The sequence below is a fragment of the Shinella granuli genome, assembly GCF_004341885.1.
In the GTDB taxonomy this organism is placed as follows: domain Bacteria; phylum Pseudomonadota; class Alphaproteobacteria; order Rhizobiales; family Rhizobiaceae; genus Shinella; species Shinella granuli.
This window is the reverse complement of record NZ_SLVX01000044.1, coordinates 1-17,519: the sequence shown is the minus strand read 5'-3', so window position 1 is coordinate 17,519 and position 17,519 is coordinate 1. Positions and strand designations below refer to the sequence as shown.

The 17,519-nt window shown below is 62.8% G+C and carries 16 protein-coding genes; 8 read left to right on the top strand and 8 right to left on the bottom strand.

Annotated features, from left to right (window positions below; translation table 11 throughout):
• Positions 1-335 precede the first annotated feature (335 nt).
• The 5 genes from EV665_RS30340 to EV665_RS30320 all read right to left on the bottom strand — a co-directional run bounded on the left by EV665_RS30340 (position 336) and on the right by EV665_RS30320 (position 5,644).
• Positions 336-614: a helix-turn-helix transcriptional regulator gene (locus EV665_RS30340; RefSeq protein ID WP_133037015.1), complete on the bottom strand. Its 279-nt coding sequence runs from the start codon at positions 612-614 to the stop codon at positions 336-338.
• A gap of 17 nt (positions 615-631) precedes the next feature.
• A complete protein-coding gene (locus EV665_RS30335) occupies positions 632-1,954 on the bottom strand; it encodes a HipA domain-containing protein (RefSeq protein WP_133037018.1) in 1,323 nt (440 codons plus the stop codon).
• A 161-nt stretch (positions 1,955-2,115) separates the two neighbouring features.
• A complete protein-coding gene (locus EV665_RS30330; RefSeq protein WP_133037014.1) occupies positions 2,116-3,762 on the bottom strand; it encodes an MFS transporter in 1,647 nt (548 codons plus the stop codon).
• The gene (locus EV665_RS30325) at positions 3,759-4,793 is read right to left on the bottom strand and encodes an HlyD family secretion protein (protein ID WP_133037013.1); all 1,035 of its coding nucleotides are present in this window, start codon (positions 4,791-4,793) and stop codon (positions 3,759-3,761) included. Before EV665_RS30325 ends, EV665_RS30330 begins: the two co-directional genes overlap by 4 nt.
• Positions 4,794-4,879: 86 nt before the next feature.
• On the bottom strand, positions 4,880-5,644 hold the full coding sequence (locus tag EV665_RS30320; protein WP_133037012.1) for an SDR family oxidoreductase: 765 nt from the start codon (positions 5,642-5,644) through the stop codon (positions 4,880-4,882).
• A gap of 206 nt (positions 5,645-5,850) precedes the next feature.
• Here EV665_RS30320 and EV665_RS30315 point away from each other — a divergent pair, with 206 nt between their 5' ends.
• The 4 genes from EV665_RS30315 to EV665_RS30295 all read left to right on the top strand — a co-directional run bounded on the left by EV665_RS30315 (position 5,851) and on the right by EV665_RS30295 (position 8,972).
• Entirely contained in the window at positions 5,851-7,407 is a 1,557-nt protein-coding gene (locus tag EV665_RS30315) for a winged helix-turn-helix domain-containing tetratricopeptide repeat protein (RefSeq protein ID WP_064334906.1), read from the top strand.
• Positions 7,408-7,991: 584 nt separating this feature from the next.
• Positions 7,992-8,246: a type II toxin-antitoxin system Phd/YefM family antitoxin gene (locus EV665_RS30305; protein WP_133037011.1), complete on the top strand. Its 255-nt coding sequence runs from the start codon at positions 7,992-7,994 to the stop codon at positions 8,244-8,246.
• A complete protein-coding gene (locus tag EV665_RS30300) occupies positions 8,246-8,653 on the top strand; it encodes a type II toxin-antitoxin system VapC family toxin (protein WP_064334847.1) in 408 nt (135 codons plus the stop codon). The genes EV665_RS30305 and EV665_RS30300 overlap by 1 nt, the downstream gene beginning before the upstream one ends.
• A gap of 97 nt (positions 8,654-8,750) precedes the next feature.
• The gene (locus EV665_RS30295) at positions 8,751-8,972 is read left to right on the top strand and encodes a hypothetical protein (RefSeq protein WP_064334848.1); all 222 of its coding nucleotides are present in this window, start codon (positions 8,751-8,753) and stop codon (positions 8,970-8,972) included.
• 518 nt (positions 8,973-9,490) lie between these two features.
• On the opposite strand, the gene EV665_RS30290 is transcribed toward EV665_RS30295, so the two are convergent.
• Positions 9,491-9,943 carry a MarR family winged helix-turn-helix transcriptional regulator gene (locus tag EV665_RS30290; protein WP_133037010.1) on the bottom strand — a complete coding sequence of 151 codons (453 nt, stop codon included), beginning with the start codon at positions 9,941-9,943 and terminating at the stop codon, positions 9,491-9,493.
• A gap of 141 nt (positions 9,944-10,084) precedes the next feature.
• On the opposite strand from EV665_RS30290, the gene EV665_RS30285 reads away from it, so the two are divergent.
• From EV665_RS30285 to EV665_RS30275, 3 genes are all read left to right on the top strand, one after another.
• The gene (locus EV665_RS30285) at positions 10,085-10,906 is read left to right on the top strand and encodes an alpha/beta fold hydrolase (RefSeq protein ID WP_133037009.1); all 822 of its coding nucleotides are present in this window, start codon (positions 10,085-10,087) and stop codon (positions 10,904-10,906) included.
• Between the two features lie 82 nt (positions 10,907-10,988).
• Complete coding sequence (locus EV665_RS30280; RefSeq protein WP_133037008.1) at positions 10,989-11,756, top strand: alpha/beta fold hydrolase; 768 nt, start codon at positions 10,989-10,991, stop codon at positions 11,754-11,756.
• 224 nt (positions 11,757-11,980) lie between these two features.
• Positions 11,981-12,661, top strand: a complete 681-nt coding sequence (locus EV665_RS30275) for an IS3 family transposase (protein WP_281048299.1) — start codon at positions 11,981-11,983, stop codon at positions 12,659-12,661.
• A 580-nt stretch (positions 12,662-13,241) separates the two neighbouring features.
• Here the strand turns inward: EV665_RS30275 and EV665_RS33375 are convergent.
• Positions 13,242-13,709 (bottom strand): helix-turn-helix domain-containing protein, encoded by a 468-nt coding sequence (locus tag EV665_RS33375; RefSeq protein ID WP_380689064.1) that lies wholly within the window; start codon positions 13,707-13,709, stop codon positions 13,242-13,244.
• 116 nt (positions 13,710-13,825) lie between these two features.
• Between EV665_RS33375 and EV665_RS30265 the strand changes: the two genes are divergently transcribed.
• Positions 13,826-14,263 (top strand): hypothetical protein, encoded by a 438-nt coding sequence (locus tag EV665_RS30265; protein ID WP_133037007.1) that lies wholly within the window; start codon positions 13,826-13,828, stop codon positions 14,261-14,263.
• 84 nt (positions 14,264-14,347) lie between these two features.
• Here the strand turns inward: EV665_RS30265 and traA are convergent, their stop codons facing one another.
• Positions 14,348-17,440: a Ti-type conjugative transfer relaxase TraA gene (traA, locus tag EV665_RS30260; protein ID WP_425376506.1), complete on the bottom strand. Its 3,093-nt coding sequence runs from the start codon at positions 17,438-17,440 to the stop codon at positions 14,348-14,350.
• Between the last annotated feature and the right edge of the window lie 79 nt (positions 17,441-17,519).

The following is a 17,519-nucleotide window of genomic DNA, read 5'->3' as shown; positions in this document are numbered from 1 at the left end:
GGTGTCCCTCAGGTTGGTCATAAGCAACCCGACCCTACCGGAAATCACCGATGGCTATGAAATCCAGCTACACCACTCCATGGGACACGATCAACTGACGTTATCGAGGTCATCGTGAGCAGGCGCGCCGAAACCCATCGAAACCTAGCCAAGAACGACGTTCACGGGACCGCTCTTGTCATCGAAGAAGCGCCAGCGGCCGCCTACAGCAGCCGGTTGATTTCAATCCTAGCCGTTTCTTCCTTGCGTAGTGACAATGTCCATCCCCCGGCAAGAATTCGGCAGTGAATCAAAGCACAACTTTTAATCGATGTGGCAAACTGAAAATTTAGCCATCATTGCGCCTTTGGAACAAACCCCACAGCAAATCCGAACAATCGGCCAATTTTCACTAAAGTTTCGAGCGTTGGGTTCGCGCTCCCGGCTTCGATCTCAGCAACTTGGCGCCTGGTGAGCGATAGGATCTTGGCGAATTCATTCTGCGTCAAACCAAGCCCCCTACGGATTTCAACAACCGCTTCAGGCAGCCTCAAGTCGCCGGTTCGAGCACGCTCCGCCAGCATTCGCCGGTTTTCTAGAATCTCTTCTTTCGTGGGTTTCTTCCATCGAGCCATTTAGCTGTCCTTCGGCATCAGTGGCATGACGCCAGGACGCTGTCTGTTATCGCCATGCAGCGTCCCATCGCACGCTCAAGAATGTCCGGAGACGCCCCCAAATCTCTCGCCATGGCCGGAGCCTGGCGCAGCTGTTTGGCAAACTCGGAAAGCGTAGCCGTGAGCGCCTTCTGCTCTGCAGGATCAGGCGCTAACTCGGTGCAAATCTGCTTCCAATCGGGAAGATAATCGCGACCTCCGTCACGCATTATCGCCCATCGGGTGGAGCGAACGATTCCCTCTTTTGCGAGCCGCATTGGTGCGAAATCAAAGAGAGGAGACAGCCGGATCGTGCCGTCCTGATGCTTGCTGAGCGCGGAATTACGGCCATGATTGTCGGGATTACCGAGCGCCAGGTTGGCGATGTCGCGCTTCAGATATTCGACGGTGTCGGCGAAGGGATCGGTCGAATATTGGCGCAGAATGTCGATATAGACCTCATGCGTGCTGACATGACCGAAATCGGCAACGCCGATCGCGGACACGAGGCTTTCCTGGCCCAGCCGGACGGTTCCGCCGCCCTCTCTCTTCTTCCGGTCGAAACGGGGAATGATCAGGACACCTTCGGCATAGGTCGAAGGTTCGCTGACATTCAGACCGATCTCTTGAGCGATCCTCGAATAGAGGGCTTCGCCTTCGAGTATGAGGCGATCCACCGGCTCACTGCTGCGTACCAGCTTGACGATAACGTGGCGCACGGCCTCATAATCGGTCACGAAGCTGTCAGGATAATAGAGCCCGTCATTCGCCTGGGTCATCGAGACCTTCGGCCATTCGCCTTGCAGACCGCTTGAGCCGGAGGCGAGCATTCCAAAGCGATCGGCGACTTCCATGAAGCGATCCGACCGCTCAAGTATTTCCGCTTCTGTAACCCCGTGGCGCTCGACACCTCGCAGCCGATCCGCTTCGGCGTCGGCCGCTTCCGTGATCCGGATATTGCCAATGCCCCCCGTCGCCGATCGCAGAAGCAGTGGGAGATCAGAAGCACGCGAGCCTTCAGCAAGGCCAAGGTGTTCGGCAAGCTTTCGCCTTGCATGTCCCTGGGGCATGAGATCCAAGAGGAACGGCGGCCAGCTGCAGCTATATCGATTTTCGAGATCAACAGGAAAACGGACGGACAAGGCTCTATGGTCGCGGACCGTCTTTCCGGCCGCAAACTCCGCCGATGCCACAGTGACGAAATAGTCGAGATCGTAATCGATGATGGATGCGCCCTGGAAACCGGCCGCATCGTCCTTGAGTTCCAGCGTCGCTGCGTGGTGCCACTCACCATCAAAATGGGTTTGGAGCGTTAGGCGCATCATTTAACCCTTAAAATGGATCAATTAACACCTACTACCATAATTTTCAATCCATTAAAATGGGACAATTAACTCAACATGGTGCCTAGTTCGAGCATGCACTTAGCTCACGCATGGGCTTGGCCGGTTTCCGAAGTCGACTATCCACGATGCCTCACACATTATGTTTGGACGAAGATTGGGCTTTGTTTTCCGGCTCCCCCGTTTCGAACAAGTCGAACTGCTGCTTCAGCGGCCTTGGCACGCCGCGACAGAATCCTCTTGAGGGCGACGAGAACGGGCGCGGCGAAGAGGAAGAGCAGCGCGACGGCGTTGAAGGCCGTGTCGAAGGCGATGACGGCCGACTGGCCCGACACCGCCCGGGCCATCAGCGCCACCGCGGCCCGGCCGGCGGCGGCCGCCTCCATTCCCTTCGCCTCGAGCACGGCGGTCACGGTCGCTAGGCGCTCGATCACCGCCGGCGCACCCCGCGCTACTTCGGAGACCAGCACCACGGCATTGCCGACGATATCGCGGTCGATCATCGTCTGGAGCGCGGCGACGCCCATCAGGCCGCCAAGCTGGCGACCGGCGTTGAATAGGCCAATGCCGGCGGCAAGGTTGCAGGCGCCAAACCCGCCGAACGCGATCAGCGTGATCGACAGGAACAGGAAGCCGAGGCCGAGGCCGCGCAAGAGCACCGCCGGCATCATGTCCGCGGCGCCGCTTTCGCCGCTCGAGCCGGACAGCATCCACATGGCCGCCATGATCATCAGGATGCCGAGGGGCACGGTCGCGAAGGAGGCCACGCCTCGGGCCTGCATGAGGTAGGCGACGGCGAACAGCGCGGCGGCGAACAGAGCGCCACTCGGCAGGAGAAGAAGTCCGGCATCGATGGGCGTGAAGGCGAGCGCCGACACGGCGAAGGCCGGGATGAGGAAGGCACTGCCAAACAGGGCCGCCCCGGCGACGAAGCTGACAATGAAGGCGAAGGAGAAATCGCTCGACCGGAACAGCGCGAAATCGAGCAGGCCGCCCTTCCGCTCCGCCACCTGATGGCCGAGAAAGGCGAGCAGGGCGGCAAGGCCGATCGTCGTCAGCCACAGGATGCGCGGTGCCTCGAACCAGTCCCACCGGCTGCCCTGGCTGAGGACATAGGCGAGGCAGAAGAACGCGATCGAAACCAGCGGAAAGCCGACCCAGTCGAACCGGCGCATCGCGCCGCGGGCGGGCGCCGGGCAATCGCCTATGAGGAGAAGGCCGCAGGCCGAAAGCGCCAGCGGGATGACGCTATAGAAGATCCATGTCCAGGACTGGCTGTCGAGCAGCCATCCCTGGAGCGCCGGCGCGATCGTCGTGGGGGCGACGACGGCCCCCAGCGCGAACAGGGCCTGCAGCACCGGTTGTCGGGAGCGGGGAAAGGCGAGGAAGACGATGGCCTGCCCGGCGACGAGCAGGACGCCGCCCGAAAGCCCCTGCACCACCCGCAGCGCCACCAGGAGGTCGAGCCGGGTCGTCAGGGCGGCCACAGCGCAGGCAAGGCCCATAGCGAAGGTCGAGCCGACGAGCACGCCGCGCGCATCGATCCGGCTCGTCATCCAGGGCGCGAGCAGGAACCCCGCGAGCTTGGCGCCGGTATAGCCGACATCCAGCAGGGCGAACTCGTCCGGCGTCGCATGGATATCGCCGATGATGTCGCTGCGGCCGAGCAACAGAACCGTGCCGGCTATCGCCTCGGCGAGGGCGGCGAGCACGATGCCCGCTAGGACGAGGAAACCGAGGGTGGCCGCCGGGCGGGCGGGCGGTGCGAGGCTGTCGAGCGTCGTCATGACCCGCTCTCCGCGTCGATCTCCACCCGCGCCGACAGGCCAGGCACTAGGCGGCCGGGCAAGGGATTGCCGGCCAGTCGGATCTTCACCGGAACGCGCTGGACGACGCGCACAAAATTGCCCGTCGCGTTGTCGGCCGGCAGCAGGCTGAAGGAGGAACCGCTGCCCGGCGCGAAACTGTCCACGACGCCCTCGAACGCCATGTCCGGATAGCTGTCGACGGTGATTCGGACGGCCTGGCCGAGCTTGATGCGCGCAAGCTGCGTCTCCTTAAAATTCGCGACGATCCAGACGCCGTCGAGCGGGACGATATCCAAGAGCGGCGTGCCCGGCGCGACGAGCCGGCCGACGCGCGCCTGGCGGTTGCCGACGACGCCGCGGACGGGGGCGCGCACCAGCGTTCCGGCGAGATCGATCTCGGCGAGGTCGCAGGCGGCCTCGGCCTGCGCCAGGGCGGCGGCCGCCGCGTCGCGCTGGGCGGCGAGCACCGCGATGCGCTGCACCTGCGCCTCCAGCGTGGCGGACGCGGCGGATACGCCCGCCTCGGCCCGGGAGCGCGCCGCCTCGCTCTCGTCGAGCTTCGCCTGGCTGACGGCGTTGCTACGGCTGAGGGTGCGGTGACGGTCGACGGCCTTGCCGGCTAGGATCACCTCCGCCTCGGCGGCCCGCTTCTGGGCCTCGGCTTGGCGGATGAGCGCGTGCTGCAGGTCCACCTCGGCATCGACATTGGCAAGGCGCGCCTTTGCCGCCTCGACATTGGCTAGCGCCTGCGCCAGCCGGGCGCGATAGTCCCGATCATCGATGCGGAACAGGATATCGCCGGCCTCGACGGCCTGGTTGTCCTGCACGTCCACCGCCGTGATGTAGCCCCCGATCTTCGGGGCGAGAGAGGTGACGTCGCCGCGGACATAGGCGTTGTCGGTCGCCGCCCCCTCGCCGAAATGCGCCCGGGCCCAGCCCGCGCCCACGACGACGACCGCACCGAGGCACAGCGCCAGACCGATCATCTTTCTCCTGTTCACATGTGACATGATGGCCTCCGGGGCGCGTTGCCTGCCGATGCCACCCCCCAAGGCCGGCATCGCCAGAGAGATTGGATCTCGGTGGAAGGGTCGCCCTAGGAGGCGGCCAGCCGGGCGCGCTCGCGCGCGAGCCAAGCATCGAAGCCGACCGTGCCGAGGCGTGCGCCGTCCCCTGGCGTGAGCGAGCGATCGGAAAGCAGGCCGCCGAAATAGCGGGCGCGGATGTCGGCCACCACCGTCCGCGGGTCCCCGGCCTCCTGCAGGAAGCGCCGGACGAGCTCGTCGAGCGGCAGGGCCTCGGGGCCGGCGATCTCGATGGTGCCGTTGACGGGCGGGGCCAGCGCCACGTCAGCAAGGGCCGCGGCGACGTCGTCGGAAGCCATCGGCTGGATCAGCGCCGGCGACAGGCGGATCTCGTTTCCGATGGTCGCCGACCGGGCGATGCCGTCGACGAACTCGAAGAACTGCGTAGCGCGCACGATCGTATAGGCGATGTCCGACGCCTTGATAAGGTTCTCCTGCGCGACCTTCGCTCGGAAATAGCCGTTGTGCGGCAACCTTTCGCTGCCGACGATCGACAGGGCGACATGGTGGCGCACGCCCGCGGCCGATTCGGCGGCCAGGAGATTGCGGCCGGAGGTCTCGAAGAAGTTGAGGACCGCCTGGTCCTCCCAGACGGGGGCGTTGGCGACGTCGATGACGACCTCGGCCTCATCCAGCGCCGCCGACAGGCCCTCGCCGGTGATGGTGTTGACGCCGGTGGTCGGCGAGGCCGCGAGCACTGCATGGCCGCGCCGTTTCAGGTTGGTCACGAGCTTCGTGCCGATGAGGCCGGTGCTTCCTATCACGACGATCTTCATGGCTTCTCTCCACTTTCCCGACCGCAACCATTGCCGTCGACGCGAAGCCAGAGTGCCGCGCCACCGCCGGGAAGTCCTTGGCACCACCTTGAATTACCCTTGCCTAAAGCTTGGCTTTCCGTCCAAGCCTGTTGCGGGTATCAAGGCGCGGAAGGTTTTGCGGGCGGCCAGGTGATGGGGCGCGCGCCCGGCTGGAGGACGGCGACGTGCGGTTCATCTTTGGAGACTATGTGCTCGATCCCGGGCGCCGGGAACTGACCGCCCGCGGACAGGCTGTGGCGATCGGCCCGAAGGTCTTCGATCTCCTGCACCATCTCGTTGCGAACCGCGACCGGGTGACCGGTAAGGACGAATTGCTGCAGGCGGTGTGGGCCGGCCGGATTGTCTCGGAATCGACGATCACCAGCCATATCAACGCCGTCCGCAAGGCGATCGGCGACAATGGCGAGGCGCAGCGCCTAGTGCGCACCGTGGCGCGCAAAGGGTTCCGCTTCGTCGGCGAGGTCAGCCTCGACGAGGCGGAAGGAGCGTCCGAGGCACCGAGCGGCAAGGCGCTCGCCCTTCCCGACAGGCCCTCCATCACCGTCCTACCCTTCCAGAACCTCAGCGGTGACCCGGAGCAGCAATATTTCACAGACGGGGTGGTGGAGGACATCATCCTCGCCCTGTCGCGTGTGCGCTGGCTGTTCGTCATCGCCCGCAATTCCAGCTTCACCTACAGGGACCGCGCGGTGACGGTGCAGGATGTGGGCAGGGAACTCGGCGTGCGCTATGTGCTGGAGGGCAGCGTGCGTCGGGCGGCGGACAAGGTGCGCATCACCGGGCAGCTCATCGACGCGATCACCGGCACGCATCTGTGGGCGGAGCGTTTCGAGGGCACGTTTGGCGACCTCTTCTTGCTGCAGGACCGGGTCGCCGAAAGCGTCGTGGGGGCCATCGCGCCGCAGCTGGAGCGGGCCGAGATGGAGCGCGCCAAGCGAAAGCCGACCGAAAGCCTCGACGCCTACGACTATTATCTGCGCGGCATGGCCAACTTGCATAAGGGAACGCTTGGCGCCATCGATGCGGCCCTACCGCTGTTCTACAGGGCGATCGAACTCGACCCGGACTTCGCCGCGGCCCACGGCGGGGCGGCTTGGTGCTACTTCTGGCGCAAGCTTAACGGTTGGATGGACGAGCCGCAACGGGAGATCGCCGAGGGGACGCGCCTCGCGCGGCTCGCCGTGGAGCGCGGCCGGCACGATGCTGTGGCGCTGACCCGGGGAGGCCATGCGCTCGGGCACCTTGCCGGCGACCTCGACGGCGGCATCGCCCTCATCGAGCGGGCGCGGCTGCTCAACCCCAACTTCGCCCTCGCCTGGTTCCTGGGCGGCGTCCTGCGGATCTTCCGCGGCGAACTCGTCAGTGGCACCGAAGACATCGCCCACGCCCTCCGCCTGAGTCCGCTGGATCCGGAAATGTTCCGGATGCAGGCTGGAATGGCACTCGCGAGCTTCTTCGCCGGCCGCTACGATCGCGCCCTCGCGTGGACCGATAAGGCCCTCGTCGACCTGCCCAGCCTACTCGTCGCGGTCGCCCTGCAGGCGGGGAGCCATGCGCTCGCCGGCCATGCGCAGGAGGCCGCAAAGGCGATGGAACGCCTGCGGGCGCTCGATCCGACGCTGACTCTCTCTAACCTCAGGGACTGGATGCCCCTTCACCGGCCAGAGGATTTCAAGCGGTTTTCCGACGCCCTACGCCTCGCCGGACTGCCGGAGCGATAGAGCACTTCTGGATCAGGCGGCGGCGAGGGCGCTCTTGACCGCGGCAGGGCCACGGCGCACGAACGGGTCGCAATGGACATCGAAGTACTGCGCGCCCGAGCCGCGGTAATGGGGAATATCGTCGAGCGTGGTGAGCGCTCCGACCGGCGGCCTGGATTTTCTCCACCGCTTGGGCGACATTGTCCATAACAAGGGCCGGGCCGCGGACGCGGCACATTTCAGGGCTTGGCGCGCGCGCCAGCAGCCGGCCAGGCGGGCGAGGGTCGGACGAGATCATCCAGCGATTTCAATGCGATGCCGGCGGCAAGCTCGTCCGGCGCGCGGCTGCGGGAGGGTCCATCCGCAAGGCAGCCGAGAGCACCGGCGAGGCGACGAGCGAATCCATGACCGCATCACTCGTTTGGAACTGTGCGGTTAATTCATTCATTCAGGCCTTAACCGCACGATTCATCGCATTCCCATAGTGATGGATAAAATTGCATTATCGTTCGGGACAATCTGCATTCGATCAGCGGAGTTGCGCTTTTCTTCGTCGCCGAAGAAGATTATATAGCTAGACAGCCTAGCTAGCTTGGAGCGAAACAATGGAATGGCAGCTACAGGACGCCAAGAACCAGTTCTCGAAGGTGGTACAGAAAGCGCGCCACGAGGGACCGCAAATCGTTACCCTTCGCGGCGAGCGCACGGCCGTGGTACTATCAGCCCACGATTACGACACTCTGCGCGCGGGCCGGCCAACGCTGGTCGACGACCTGCTCGGCGGCCCTGCCTGGGACGACACGCTCGCCGATACGGTTGAAGTGCGCGCCAAGATCCCCAGCCGCGACATAGCTTTCTGATGTATCTCGTTGACACCAACATCGTTTCGGAAGCACGTCGCGGCGCGCCGCAGGCCGTGTCCTGGCTGCGCTCCATCGATCCGCTTAGCGTACATTTGAGTGCGCTGACCCTCGGCGAGATCATGCGCGGCATTACGCTGAAACAGAAGTCGGATCCGAAGGCTGCGGCACACCTCGCCGAGTGGCTGCGCAAGCTGCGCCGCGACCATGGCGATCGCATCCTACCGGTGACCGACCAGATTTCGGTTGAATGGGGCCGCATCGCGGCAATCCGGCCGCGTGGCGATGTCGATGGCCTGATCGCCGCGACTGCAATCGTTCACGACCTGATCCTCGTAACGCGCAACGTCAAGGATTTCGAGGACACGGGCGCCGCCGTGATCAATCCTTGGGAGACGCCTGCATGAGCCGCTCCAGGAATCCAAATGTGCGAGACGTTATGGCTGGATCTCACAATAAGGCAAACTGACAACAGTCGCGCTGTATCAATCGAAAGCAAACGTCATGGATGAGATCGCCGAGGCGATGACGATATCGAACCGCAGCGATTTCGCGCAATGGGCCATCGAACGCGCCAAGGCGATCGTCGCCGATCAGGGCGGCAACCTTGCGCTTGCCGCCCGCGGCCAAGGCGATGAGCAGATCGCGGAAACGGCGAATGCGTTGGGACAGGCCATCGTCGATGCGCTGCTCGACGTCTTCGATGGCCTGGTGCCACAAGATTAAGCCCCGATCAACGCTCCGCCCCATCACAGTCGTTGCCGCGCTGACGCTCCTGCGCCGCCTGCCGGAGGATCTGCTGGCGCTGCTCGTCCTGGGTGCCCTTAGCCGCGCCCGCCTGCTCCCGTGCAGCCCGTGCGGCGCGACCGGCAGGCGATCGCCTGCTGCTGGGCGTCGATCGCGGGATCGACGGTGCCGGCGCTGGCCGGTCCTCGATGCGCGCCTCGTCGGCCCGAGCGGCCGGCGGCGCTCCCCCTGCCCCCGAAGCGCTCCGCGAGCGAGCGCATCTGCTGCATCTAGATGTCAAGGCGCTGCTCGGCGAAGAGCGCGGAGATCTCCTTGATCTCCTTGCGCACCTCCTCCTCGACGGCCTCTCAAGGCCTTTTAGAGGACGGAACGCAATGGCCGTCGTTTACCCGAGAAATCAGCACGATTGTTCCGACAAGGGCTGACAGTACTCCATCCTTGGCTGAGAACCAAGGTAGGATAAAACCCTCGCCGCGAACCGTCTATTCACGCCGCTCCTATTCCCGAAGCTTGTCGCGAATCCTATCGACTGATGCCTTGATTGCACTGATCGTTTCAGCGTCGAGTCCGAGCGCATCCTCGACACAACGCATGATGTTGGCGGCTTGGCTTTTCAGTACACGCCCCGCCTCGGTGAGATGTAACAGCACCTCGCGCTCGTCTTTCGGATTGCGCGTCCGGGTGATCAACCCTGCCGTCTCCAGCCGCTTCAACAAAGGCGTCAGTGTACTGGAATCGAGGAAGAGCGTTCGACCCAGTTCCTTTACATTCTGCCCGTCACGATTCCACAGCGTCACCATGACCAGATATTGCGGATAGGTGAGGTCAAGCTTGTCGAGCAATGGCCGGTAGAGCTGCGTGAATGCATGGCCGGCGGAATAAAGGGAAAAACAAAGCATCCCGGTGACGTCAGGCAGGGCGGTATCGGAATTGAATGATGTGTCGGACATAGCGATCTCCTTTGCTTCAAAATAATTTGCGCGCCATCTATTTGCAAGCGATTGACGGGGGATGGAATCGATGACATATAGATCGTGCACAAAGTAATCTTACACAAATCAAAGACCCATCATCAACCTCAGGAGATTAGCATGTCGACCTTCACCACCACCGACGGTACCCGCCTCTTCTATAAGGACTGGGGTGCCGGCCAGCCGATCCTGTTTGCCCATGGCTGGCCGTTGTCGTCCGATGCCTGGGACCAGCAGATGCTGTTCTTCAGCCAGAACGGCTTTCGGGTCATCGCCCATGACCGCCGCAGCCACGGTCGCTCGGACCAGACCTTCGACGGAAACAACATGGATCAATATGCCGACGATTTGGCAGAACTGATCGAGGCGCTCGATCTGCGCGACCTAATCCTGGTCGGCCATTCCACCGGCGGCGGCGAAGTTTCGCACTATATCGGCCGCCATGGCACGGCGCGCGTTGCCAAGGTGGTTCTGGTCGGGGCCGTTCCGCCCCTAATGCTGAAGACGGATGCCAATCCCAACGGCACGCCGATGGAGGTGTTCGACGGCATCCGTGAAGGCACCGCCAAGAACCGGTCGCAGTTCTTCTTCGACCTGACCGTTCCCTTCTATGGCTTCAACCGAGACGGTGTCGCAAGCAATGAGGGCTTGCGGGAAAACTTCCGCCGGATCGGCCTGCAGGGCGGCATCAAGGGACAGTATGACTGCATCCGCGAATTTTCGGAGGTCGACTATACGCAGGACCTCCAGCGGATCGACCGCCCGACCCTGATCATCCATGGCGATGACGACCAGATCGTACCGATCGCGGCATCGGCCCATCGCGCCGCCGAGATCGTTCCGGATGCCACTTTGACGATCTATGCCGGCGGTTCACACGGGCTGGCCGAGACCGAGGCCGACCGCTTCAACGCCGATGTGTTTGCCTTCATCCGAGGCTGAAAGGCCATCACTTCCACCAAGCGGCGCCTCAGTTCAATCAATCCATTGCCCCCATCATGCGAACTTGCGAAAGGAATTCATCATGTCCAAACTTGCAGCCGCCGTTGCCATTGCCGGTGCCCTCCTCTCGGGGGCCGCGCTTGCCCAACCCGCCAAACCCACCGTCGTCCTGGTTCACGGCGCATTTGCTGACTCCTCGAGCTGGAACGGCGTCACCCGGATACTGCAGAAGGATGGCTATACGGTCGTTGCCGCCTCCAATCCGCTGCGCACTGTGTCAGGTGATGCCGCCTATGTATCCGCCATCGTCGGAAGCATCGAGGGGCCAGTGGTGCTGGTCGGGCACTCCTATGGGGGCCAGGTCATCACGAACGCCGCCAAAGGCCGCGACAACGTGAAGTCTCTGGTCTATGTCGCGGCCTTTGCCCCCGACGCCGGTGAAGCGGCAGCAGAGCTCGCAGGCAAGTTTCCCGGCGGCACCCTCGGTCAAGCTCTCGCCGCTCCGGTCAAGCTTGCCGATGGCGGGGTCGATCTCTCCATCGACCAGGCAAAGTTCCGCGCTCAGTTTGCCCATGATGTCCCCGAGGAGGAAACGACCCTTATGGCCGCAGGCCAGCGGCCGATCACCGAAGCTGCATTGACGGAGAAGTCGGGCGAGCCGGCCTGGAAGGCGCTGCCCTCCTACTTCATCTATGGCGATGGCGACAAGAATATCCCGGCACAGGCGCTCGGCTTCATGGCTGAACGCGCCGGCTCCAGGCACACCATCGTCGTCAAGGGAGCATCCCACGTCGTGATGGTCTCGCAGCCGCAGGCCGTGGCCAATCTGATCGAGGAGGCCGCGCAGTAATCATACCGACTATCAGACCATTCCTCGAAAGAGGGATGGTCTGCTTGCAGGACGCACTCGCTAAACCAACCGTTGACCCTCCAATCGCCTGCCGTTACCGGCGCCCGTTTAGTGTTCAGACCGTCGCTTCACCGCTCCACTTTTTGTCCAGGTGAATAGCCCCAAGTTTCGTGGACGCCCTCGGGTTACATGCGGATTCCGGGGATTGACCGGACGGTGTTCCGATCAAAAACCGGACGCCATTGGCTTCGCGTCGGAATACCCGTCCGGCTTCATCGGAATACGCTGTCGTCAACGCCAAACGGGTTCATCGCATCATGGGCAACCACGCCATGCTGCTGGAGAAGCACACTGCCGTTCGCAAGGGCCGCATCCATGACGGCAAGGTCATGGTCATGCGCTCCAATCTGCGTTGGTGCTCCAACGGTCTGGAATTTACCTGCTGGAATGGCGAGTTCGTTCGTCTCGCCTTCATTATCGACGCTTTCGACCGCGAGATCATCGCATGGACGGCAGTCGCCAATGCAGGCATCTCCGGATCAGACGTGCGCGACATGATGCTGGAGGCTGTCGAAAAGCGGTTTGGAACAACGCGGGCTCCGCATGCTATCGAGCATCTCTCCGACAATGGCTCAGCCTATACCGCGCGGGAGACGAGGCTGTTTGCCCAGGCGCTCAATCTGACGCCCTGCTTCACGCCGGTCGCCAGTCCGCAGTCCAACAGCATGTCCGAGGCATTCGTCAAAACCCTGAAACGGGATTACATCCGCATATCAGCTCTGCCAGACGCCGAAACGGCGCTCCGGCTCATCGACGGATGGATCGAGGACTACAACGAAATCCATCCCCATTCAGCGCTTAAGATGGCTTCCCCTCGGCAGTTCATCAGAGCTAAATCAAACTAGCCGACCTGTCCGGTGAAACGGGGAGCACTCCACCCTCATGCAGACCCAGCACAACAGGCTCCGCGCCTGCTTGCCAGCAAGCTCAGCCTGAAATCGGGAATGTCGGGACTCGATATCGGCTGCGGCTTACCGAGCGCCGGCGTCATCCGCCCATCTTCAGCAAGATGGGATTGCCTTGCAAATCTGGAGTTAAACTCCACAAATGCAAGGATAATCGCACGCCGGATCACCACGGACGTCATTGAACTGCTCGACCTGTCACCCGCAGTGTCGTTAAGGACGCCGCACGGCAAGAAACGTGGATACCTGGACGCTGATTTCGGTCTCCTGACGATAGAGAGTATCGCAATCACGAGCAGAAAGAGTAAAACTGCGTACTGTGTGCCCCCGTTGGCTTCCATGAGCTCGGTTCTAGCTGATTATCACCTCCTGTGCCCGGTCAGCGATGGCAACATAGCCATAGGCTCCGGCGTAACGTGGTTGTGCAGCACGCGAAGGCCTCAGCGGATCCGACACGAGAAAACATCTCGAAGAAAAGGACGATCGTCTCTCGTGACTTGTATGTCTGGATCAAGCGTCACTAAGGTGACGGCTTTTTCAGCAGAACGCCTACACCGCCCCCAGCCTCCACGAGGAACTCGATGCCGGTCGTCTCAAGCGCGATCTTAATCGCTTTCAGATTTGCTGCCGTGATTGTCGGTCGCCCGTCCTCGACTTCAGCCCGACTTACCGTCGCAACGCCGATCCTGGCCGCTAGGGCAAGATCCTTGGCGCTCCAACGGATAAACGCGCGCGCGGCCCGAATTTGCGCCCCCGTGATCTCATCGGCATCATTTGATTTCAAATTGATCATCGCGGCATTGTTTGATAGGATCCTTAAGCCTGAACATGAGTTCGGACGGCTGTACCCAGTGCTCGTAACACTGAATACAGCCTCACCACAACCAAGCTGATGAGAGCTTTGGATCATGGCAGATTCCGAGAATAGCAGAATTTCGCCTTTTAAAACCCGCCGAAACATACTTTCGGCCGGAGCAGCGTTCGTCATGGCCGCTGCAACGAAACAGGCTGATGACACACCCCTTACCGCTCCGGAGGACGACGCCGACCTTCTCGCCCTCTGGCGGAAATGGAATAACACACACCCATCGGCGGCGGTGTGAGTTGACCGTACTTCAACGGCAGCTCGAAACAAAGCTCATGGAAGCCGCGGACGATCCCATCGTGACGTTGCATGTTCCTGGTGAGGAAAAGCCGTTCCGCGCAATGACTGTCGAGGAAATCGAACAAGCATTTCCGGGAACGGAAGCCCGTGAAGCCAGAAACGAGGCCGCTGCGAGGCTACAGTCTCTCCAGCACAAATGGGTCCTGACAGGTTGGGAGCTCGGATACACTCAAGCTTGCAAAGAGGAGGTGATAGCAGACAAACTGGAATGGGAATTGGCGGAAGCTCTATGGCGGAGTTCCGCCAATTCCCTTGATGGCGTGGTGGCCAAACTGCATTCCATGGTCGAAATGCAAGACCCAGATGCCTTCATAAGCGATAATCCCGTGCCAATGTTGCGCTCGATTCTCGCCGATCTGGTGCGAATAAACACCTAAGTTCCAGGGAGCCCCGGCGCAAGCGTCCGGGCTCCCGTCGGTTCGGCCGATGACCTCCATCTGTCCGCATCAGCCTGTCATCGGCTATCTGCTCAATCCAAGGCCCTTTGATTGGGAAAGCTGCTGTTTCAGGGTGTGGTCACGGCTCAGCTCGGCCATGCGTGTGCGTTCGACCGCCTGGGCGACGGTTTTGATCTGCTCAGCCCGTTTCGCCAGCTCCGGACGCTGATCGAGCTGCTTGGCGAAGTCCCGAGGATCGGAATGACCAAATCGGCGCACGAGCGCCCTGGCAACCTGTTTGGCTTCCTCGAGCGCAGCCTTGCCCTCCGGAGTCGAGCGCAGCTCGTCAATCAGCTGATCACGCTTGCCGATCGACACCTTGTCCACCTGATCGAGAATTTCCGCGCTGCGGGGCGTGAGGCCGGGAACCTCGATCACATCGCGCTTTTCGCGCTGCCACTGCTCGGATGCGCGTTCCTCACCAAGGCGGCGCTCCCATGCCTCGGAGACATATCCGATATGGGCGGCAACCGCCTTCGCATAATGCAGAGCAGCTTTCCGCTCCTTGTTATCCCCCAACAGACCAGATTTGCCGTGCAACTCCCCGAACCGTTCCGGCTGCTCGGCCATGGTCTTCGCCATCACGTTGCCGTTGCCCTCCTTCTCGGTGATGGCGGCGCGCAATCGCCCTGCGACCTCGGCCGGATTGCGAAACACATCACGCGCGATCGACTCCACGACCTGGAATCTTTGCTCGATGACGGACAAGGCCTTTTCGCGAGCGACGTCCTCGATGCTGCGATCATGGCGCGTAATCGCCGGCACCAGGGGCTCGGGCTTGCCGGCCACGACCGGCCCAGGCCCCTGCGCCTGGTGCTCGCTGTCCTGCTGCACGCCGCCGGCGCCAGCCGGCGACATGATTTCCGCCCAGCTTATCCGCCGATACCCCTCCCCTTCTCCCTCCCGGCCGGCCTGACGGTCGACGCCGAGATCCTCGCGAGGATCTGCACCAAGATCCTGCGCGAGCTCCACGCCGGCTTTTTGCGAGGATCTCGGCGCGCGGTCCTCAATGCGATCCCGTTCGGCAGGGTGCCCCTCGGCCGTCGGCTCCCTGTCCGCACGTAGTCCGGCACGTTCGGCCGGAACCTCGATCTCGCTGCGGACGCCCATTTGCTCCGCGATTCCGCGCCGTTCGGCAAAGGCGCGGGTATAGTCGAGCGTGGTTTCCTTCGCGCCCGACCGGGACAGGCGCTTTTCGAGCTGGTCATAGGCCAGTTCGCCGGCATCCTGAACCTTCCACGCGTTCCGGTGCGTTTGCGTGCCATCCGGCAAGGTGACAGGGGTGGAGCCTAGATGCTGAAGGCCGATCTTCTCCCCGATCTCCGGCCCGGCCTCCTTCATGGCGCGCTCAAGATCGACGCCCCATAGCGTGCGCTGCTCGCCCTTATCGTTTTCCAGCGTCACGAAATAGCTGTCGGACTTCTGCGGGTCGTGCTCATAGGGCGCGGCCCCATGCTCGACCAGGCGGCCGGCATTGGTGAACTCGTCCTGGGCGGCATAGAGCTGCACGCCGTCACGATGCCGGGTCATGGCGACATAGGTTAGATGCCGGTCCATCGTGCCAGATGCCAGCACATAGGCCCGATCAACGGTAGCGCCCTGGTTCTTGTGAATCGTGGTCGCATAGCCGTGGTCGATCGCCTGATAGTCACTCATGGGAACGCTGACGCTCTCGCCGTCTCGGCCGTCGACCTGCGCGACGATCCGCCCCGGCTCGACATGCTCGACGGTGCCAAGCATCCCGTTTTTCACGCCCAGGTCGCGATTGTTCTCAAGGAACACGATGCGGTCGCCCGGCGCGAATTCCCTCTGGCCGTCATTGGTCTGGAAGGCAAGCGCGCCGGCAGCTTCTCCTTGCGCCAGCTCGCCGCGCTCCTGAAGCTCGGAGCGGATACCCTCATTGAGGGCCCGAACATCGGCGCGGCGATGCGCCATGGCAACCCGAGTGCCGCCCGGGTGCTGCTCGCGATCGGCAAGGTAATCGCGCACGATCTCCGCCCGCGCATCCTCGCCGGTCTCCGCAAGGTTGATGTTGCCGTTGTCCCGATAGGCCGCCAGCCCATCGGCCGTCCGGTGCGTGGCAAAGGCAACGGAGGCCTCCCGCTGCCAGCCCACACGCTGCCGGCGTATCTCCGAAAGCTCGGCATGGCCGATTTCTTCCGTGATGGCCCGGAACGGTGCGCCGGCCCCGATCGCCTGCAACTGCTCATGGTCGCCAACAAGAACAACCTTCGCCCCGCGCGCCTCGGCCTCGCAAATGAAACGGGCGAGCTGGCGGCTCCCGACCATGCCCGCCTCGTCGATGACAAACACGTCGCCGCGCCCGAGCTGCTGACGCTCGTTTTCCCAACCGCGGGACCATGACGCGAGCGTTCGGCTCCGGATGCCGGACGATTCCTCCAGGCCCTCGGCCGCCTTCCCCGACAGCGCCGCGCCGTGGACCTGATACCCCTCGGCCTCCCATGCCTCGCGCGCTGCGGCGAGCATGGTGGACTTGCCAGCGCCGGCGAAACCGACGACGGCCGCAATCCGCTCCGGCCCGGTGATATGGTCGATCGCGCCGCGCTGCTCGCCGGAAAGTCCCGCTGAAGGATCGCCGGCGCTTGCCTGGATCGCGGCATCCTGTTTTTCTATTGCCCGATCGACATGGTGACGATCAACGCCATGGCTGCAGGCATGAGCCATTCGCACCGCCCGCTCGGCCATCGCGCTTTCGATCTCGACCATTTCGCCGGTCGAATAGCGCGCAAGCTCGATCTCGCCCGTTGCCGGGTCCGCGCGCTCGGCCTGAAGCTCGACAAGCGCCGGCGAAGCCATCACCTTCGCAAATGCCGACTGGAACTCCTCGATGTCGTCATTGATGTAGCGATGCAGTGCCCGCGCCACGTCGCGCCGGTCGAACACGCTCTTTTCGCCGGTGATGAGGGTCAGAACCTGTTCCGGCTTCTCGCGGATAAGATCGGCGTTGCGCTGCGCCGCTTCCTCGTCCAGCCGCGTGCGCGCCACGTCGAGGCCGCTCCGCTCCATCTGCGCAGCATGGACGCCCATGTGCTCGGTCGGCGTGATCTCTAGCCCGCGCTCCATGTGCGAACGATGGTCGATGTCGGGAACCAGCAAGGCTGGCGCAGCACCAAAGAACTCCAGCGCCTGAATATGGCATTCGATCCAGTCGGGTAGTGTCTCTGTCCAGCGCGCC

Bases quoted from the DNA above. Each gene is read 5' to 3' on its own strand.
- EV665_RS30340 (WP_133037015.1), bottom strand. From the start codon at position 614: ATGGCTCGATGGAAGAAACCCACGAAAGAAGAGATTCTAGAAAACCGG.
- EV665_RS30285 (WP_133037009.1), top strand. From the start codon at position 10,085: ATGTCGACCTTCACCACCACCGACGGTACCCGCCTCTTCTATAAGGAC.
- EV665_RS30295 (WP_064334848.1), top strand. From the start codon at position 8,751: ATGGATGAGATCGCCGAGGCGATGACGATATCGAACCGCAGCGATTTC.
- EV665_RS30305 (WP_133037011.1), top strand. From the start codon at position 7,992: ATGGAATGGCAGCTACAGGACGCCAAGAACCAGTTCTCGAAGGTGGTA.
- EV665_RS30290 (WP_133037010.1), bottom strand. From the start codon at position 9,943: ATGTCCGACACATCATTCAATTCCGATACCGCCCTGCCTGACGTCACC.
- EV665_RS30325 (WP_133037013.1), bottom strand. From the start codon at position 4,793: ATGTCACATGTGAACAGGAGAAAGATGATCGGTCTGGCGCTGTGCCTC.
- EV665_RS30280 (WP_133037008.1), top strand. From the start codon at position 10,989: ATGTCCAAACTTGCAGCCGCCGTTGCCATTGCCGGTGCCCTCCTCTCG.
- EV665_RS30330 (WP_133037014.1), bottom strand. From the start codon at position 3,762: ATGACGACGCTCGACAGCCTCGCACCGCCCGCCCGCCCGGCGGCCACC.
- EV665_RS30320 (WP_133037012.1), bottom strand. From the start codon at position 5,644: ATGAAGATCGTCGTGATAGGAAGCACCGGCCTCATCGGCACGAAGCTC.
- EV665_RS30300 (WP_064334847.1), top strand. From the start codon at position 8,246: ATGTATCTCGTTGACACCAACATCGTTTCGGAAGCACGTCGCGGCGCG.
- EV665_RS30335 (WP_133037018.1), bottom strand. From the start codon at position 1,954: ATGCGCCTAACGCTCCAAACCCATTTTGATGGTGAGTGGCACCACGCA.
- EV665_RS33375 (WP_380689064.1), bottom strand. From the start codon at position 13,709: ATGACGAACGCTGCTCCGGCCGAAAGTATGTTTCGGCGGGTTTTAAAA.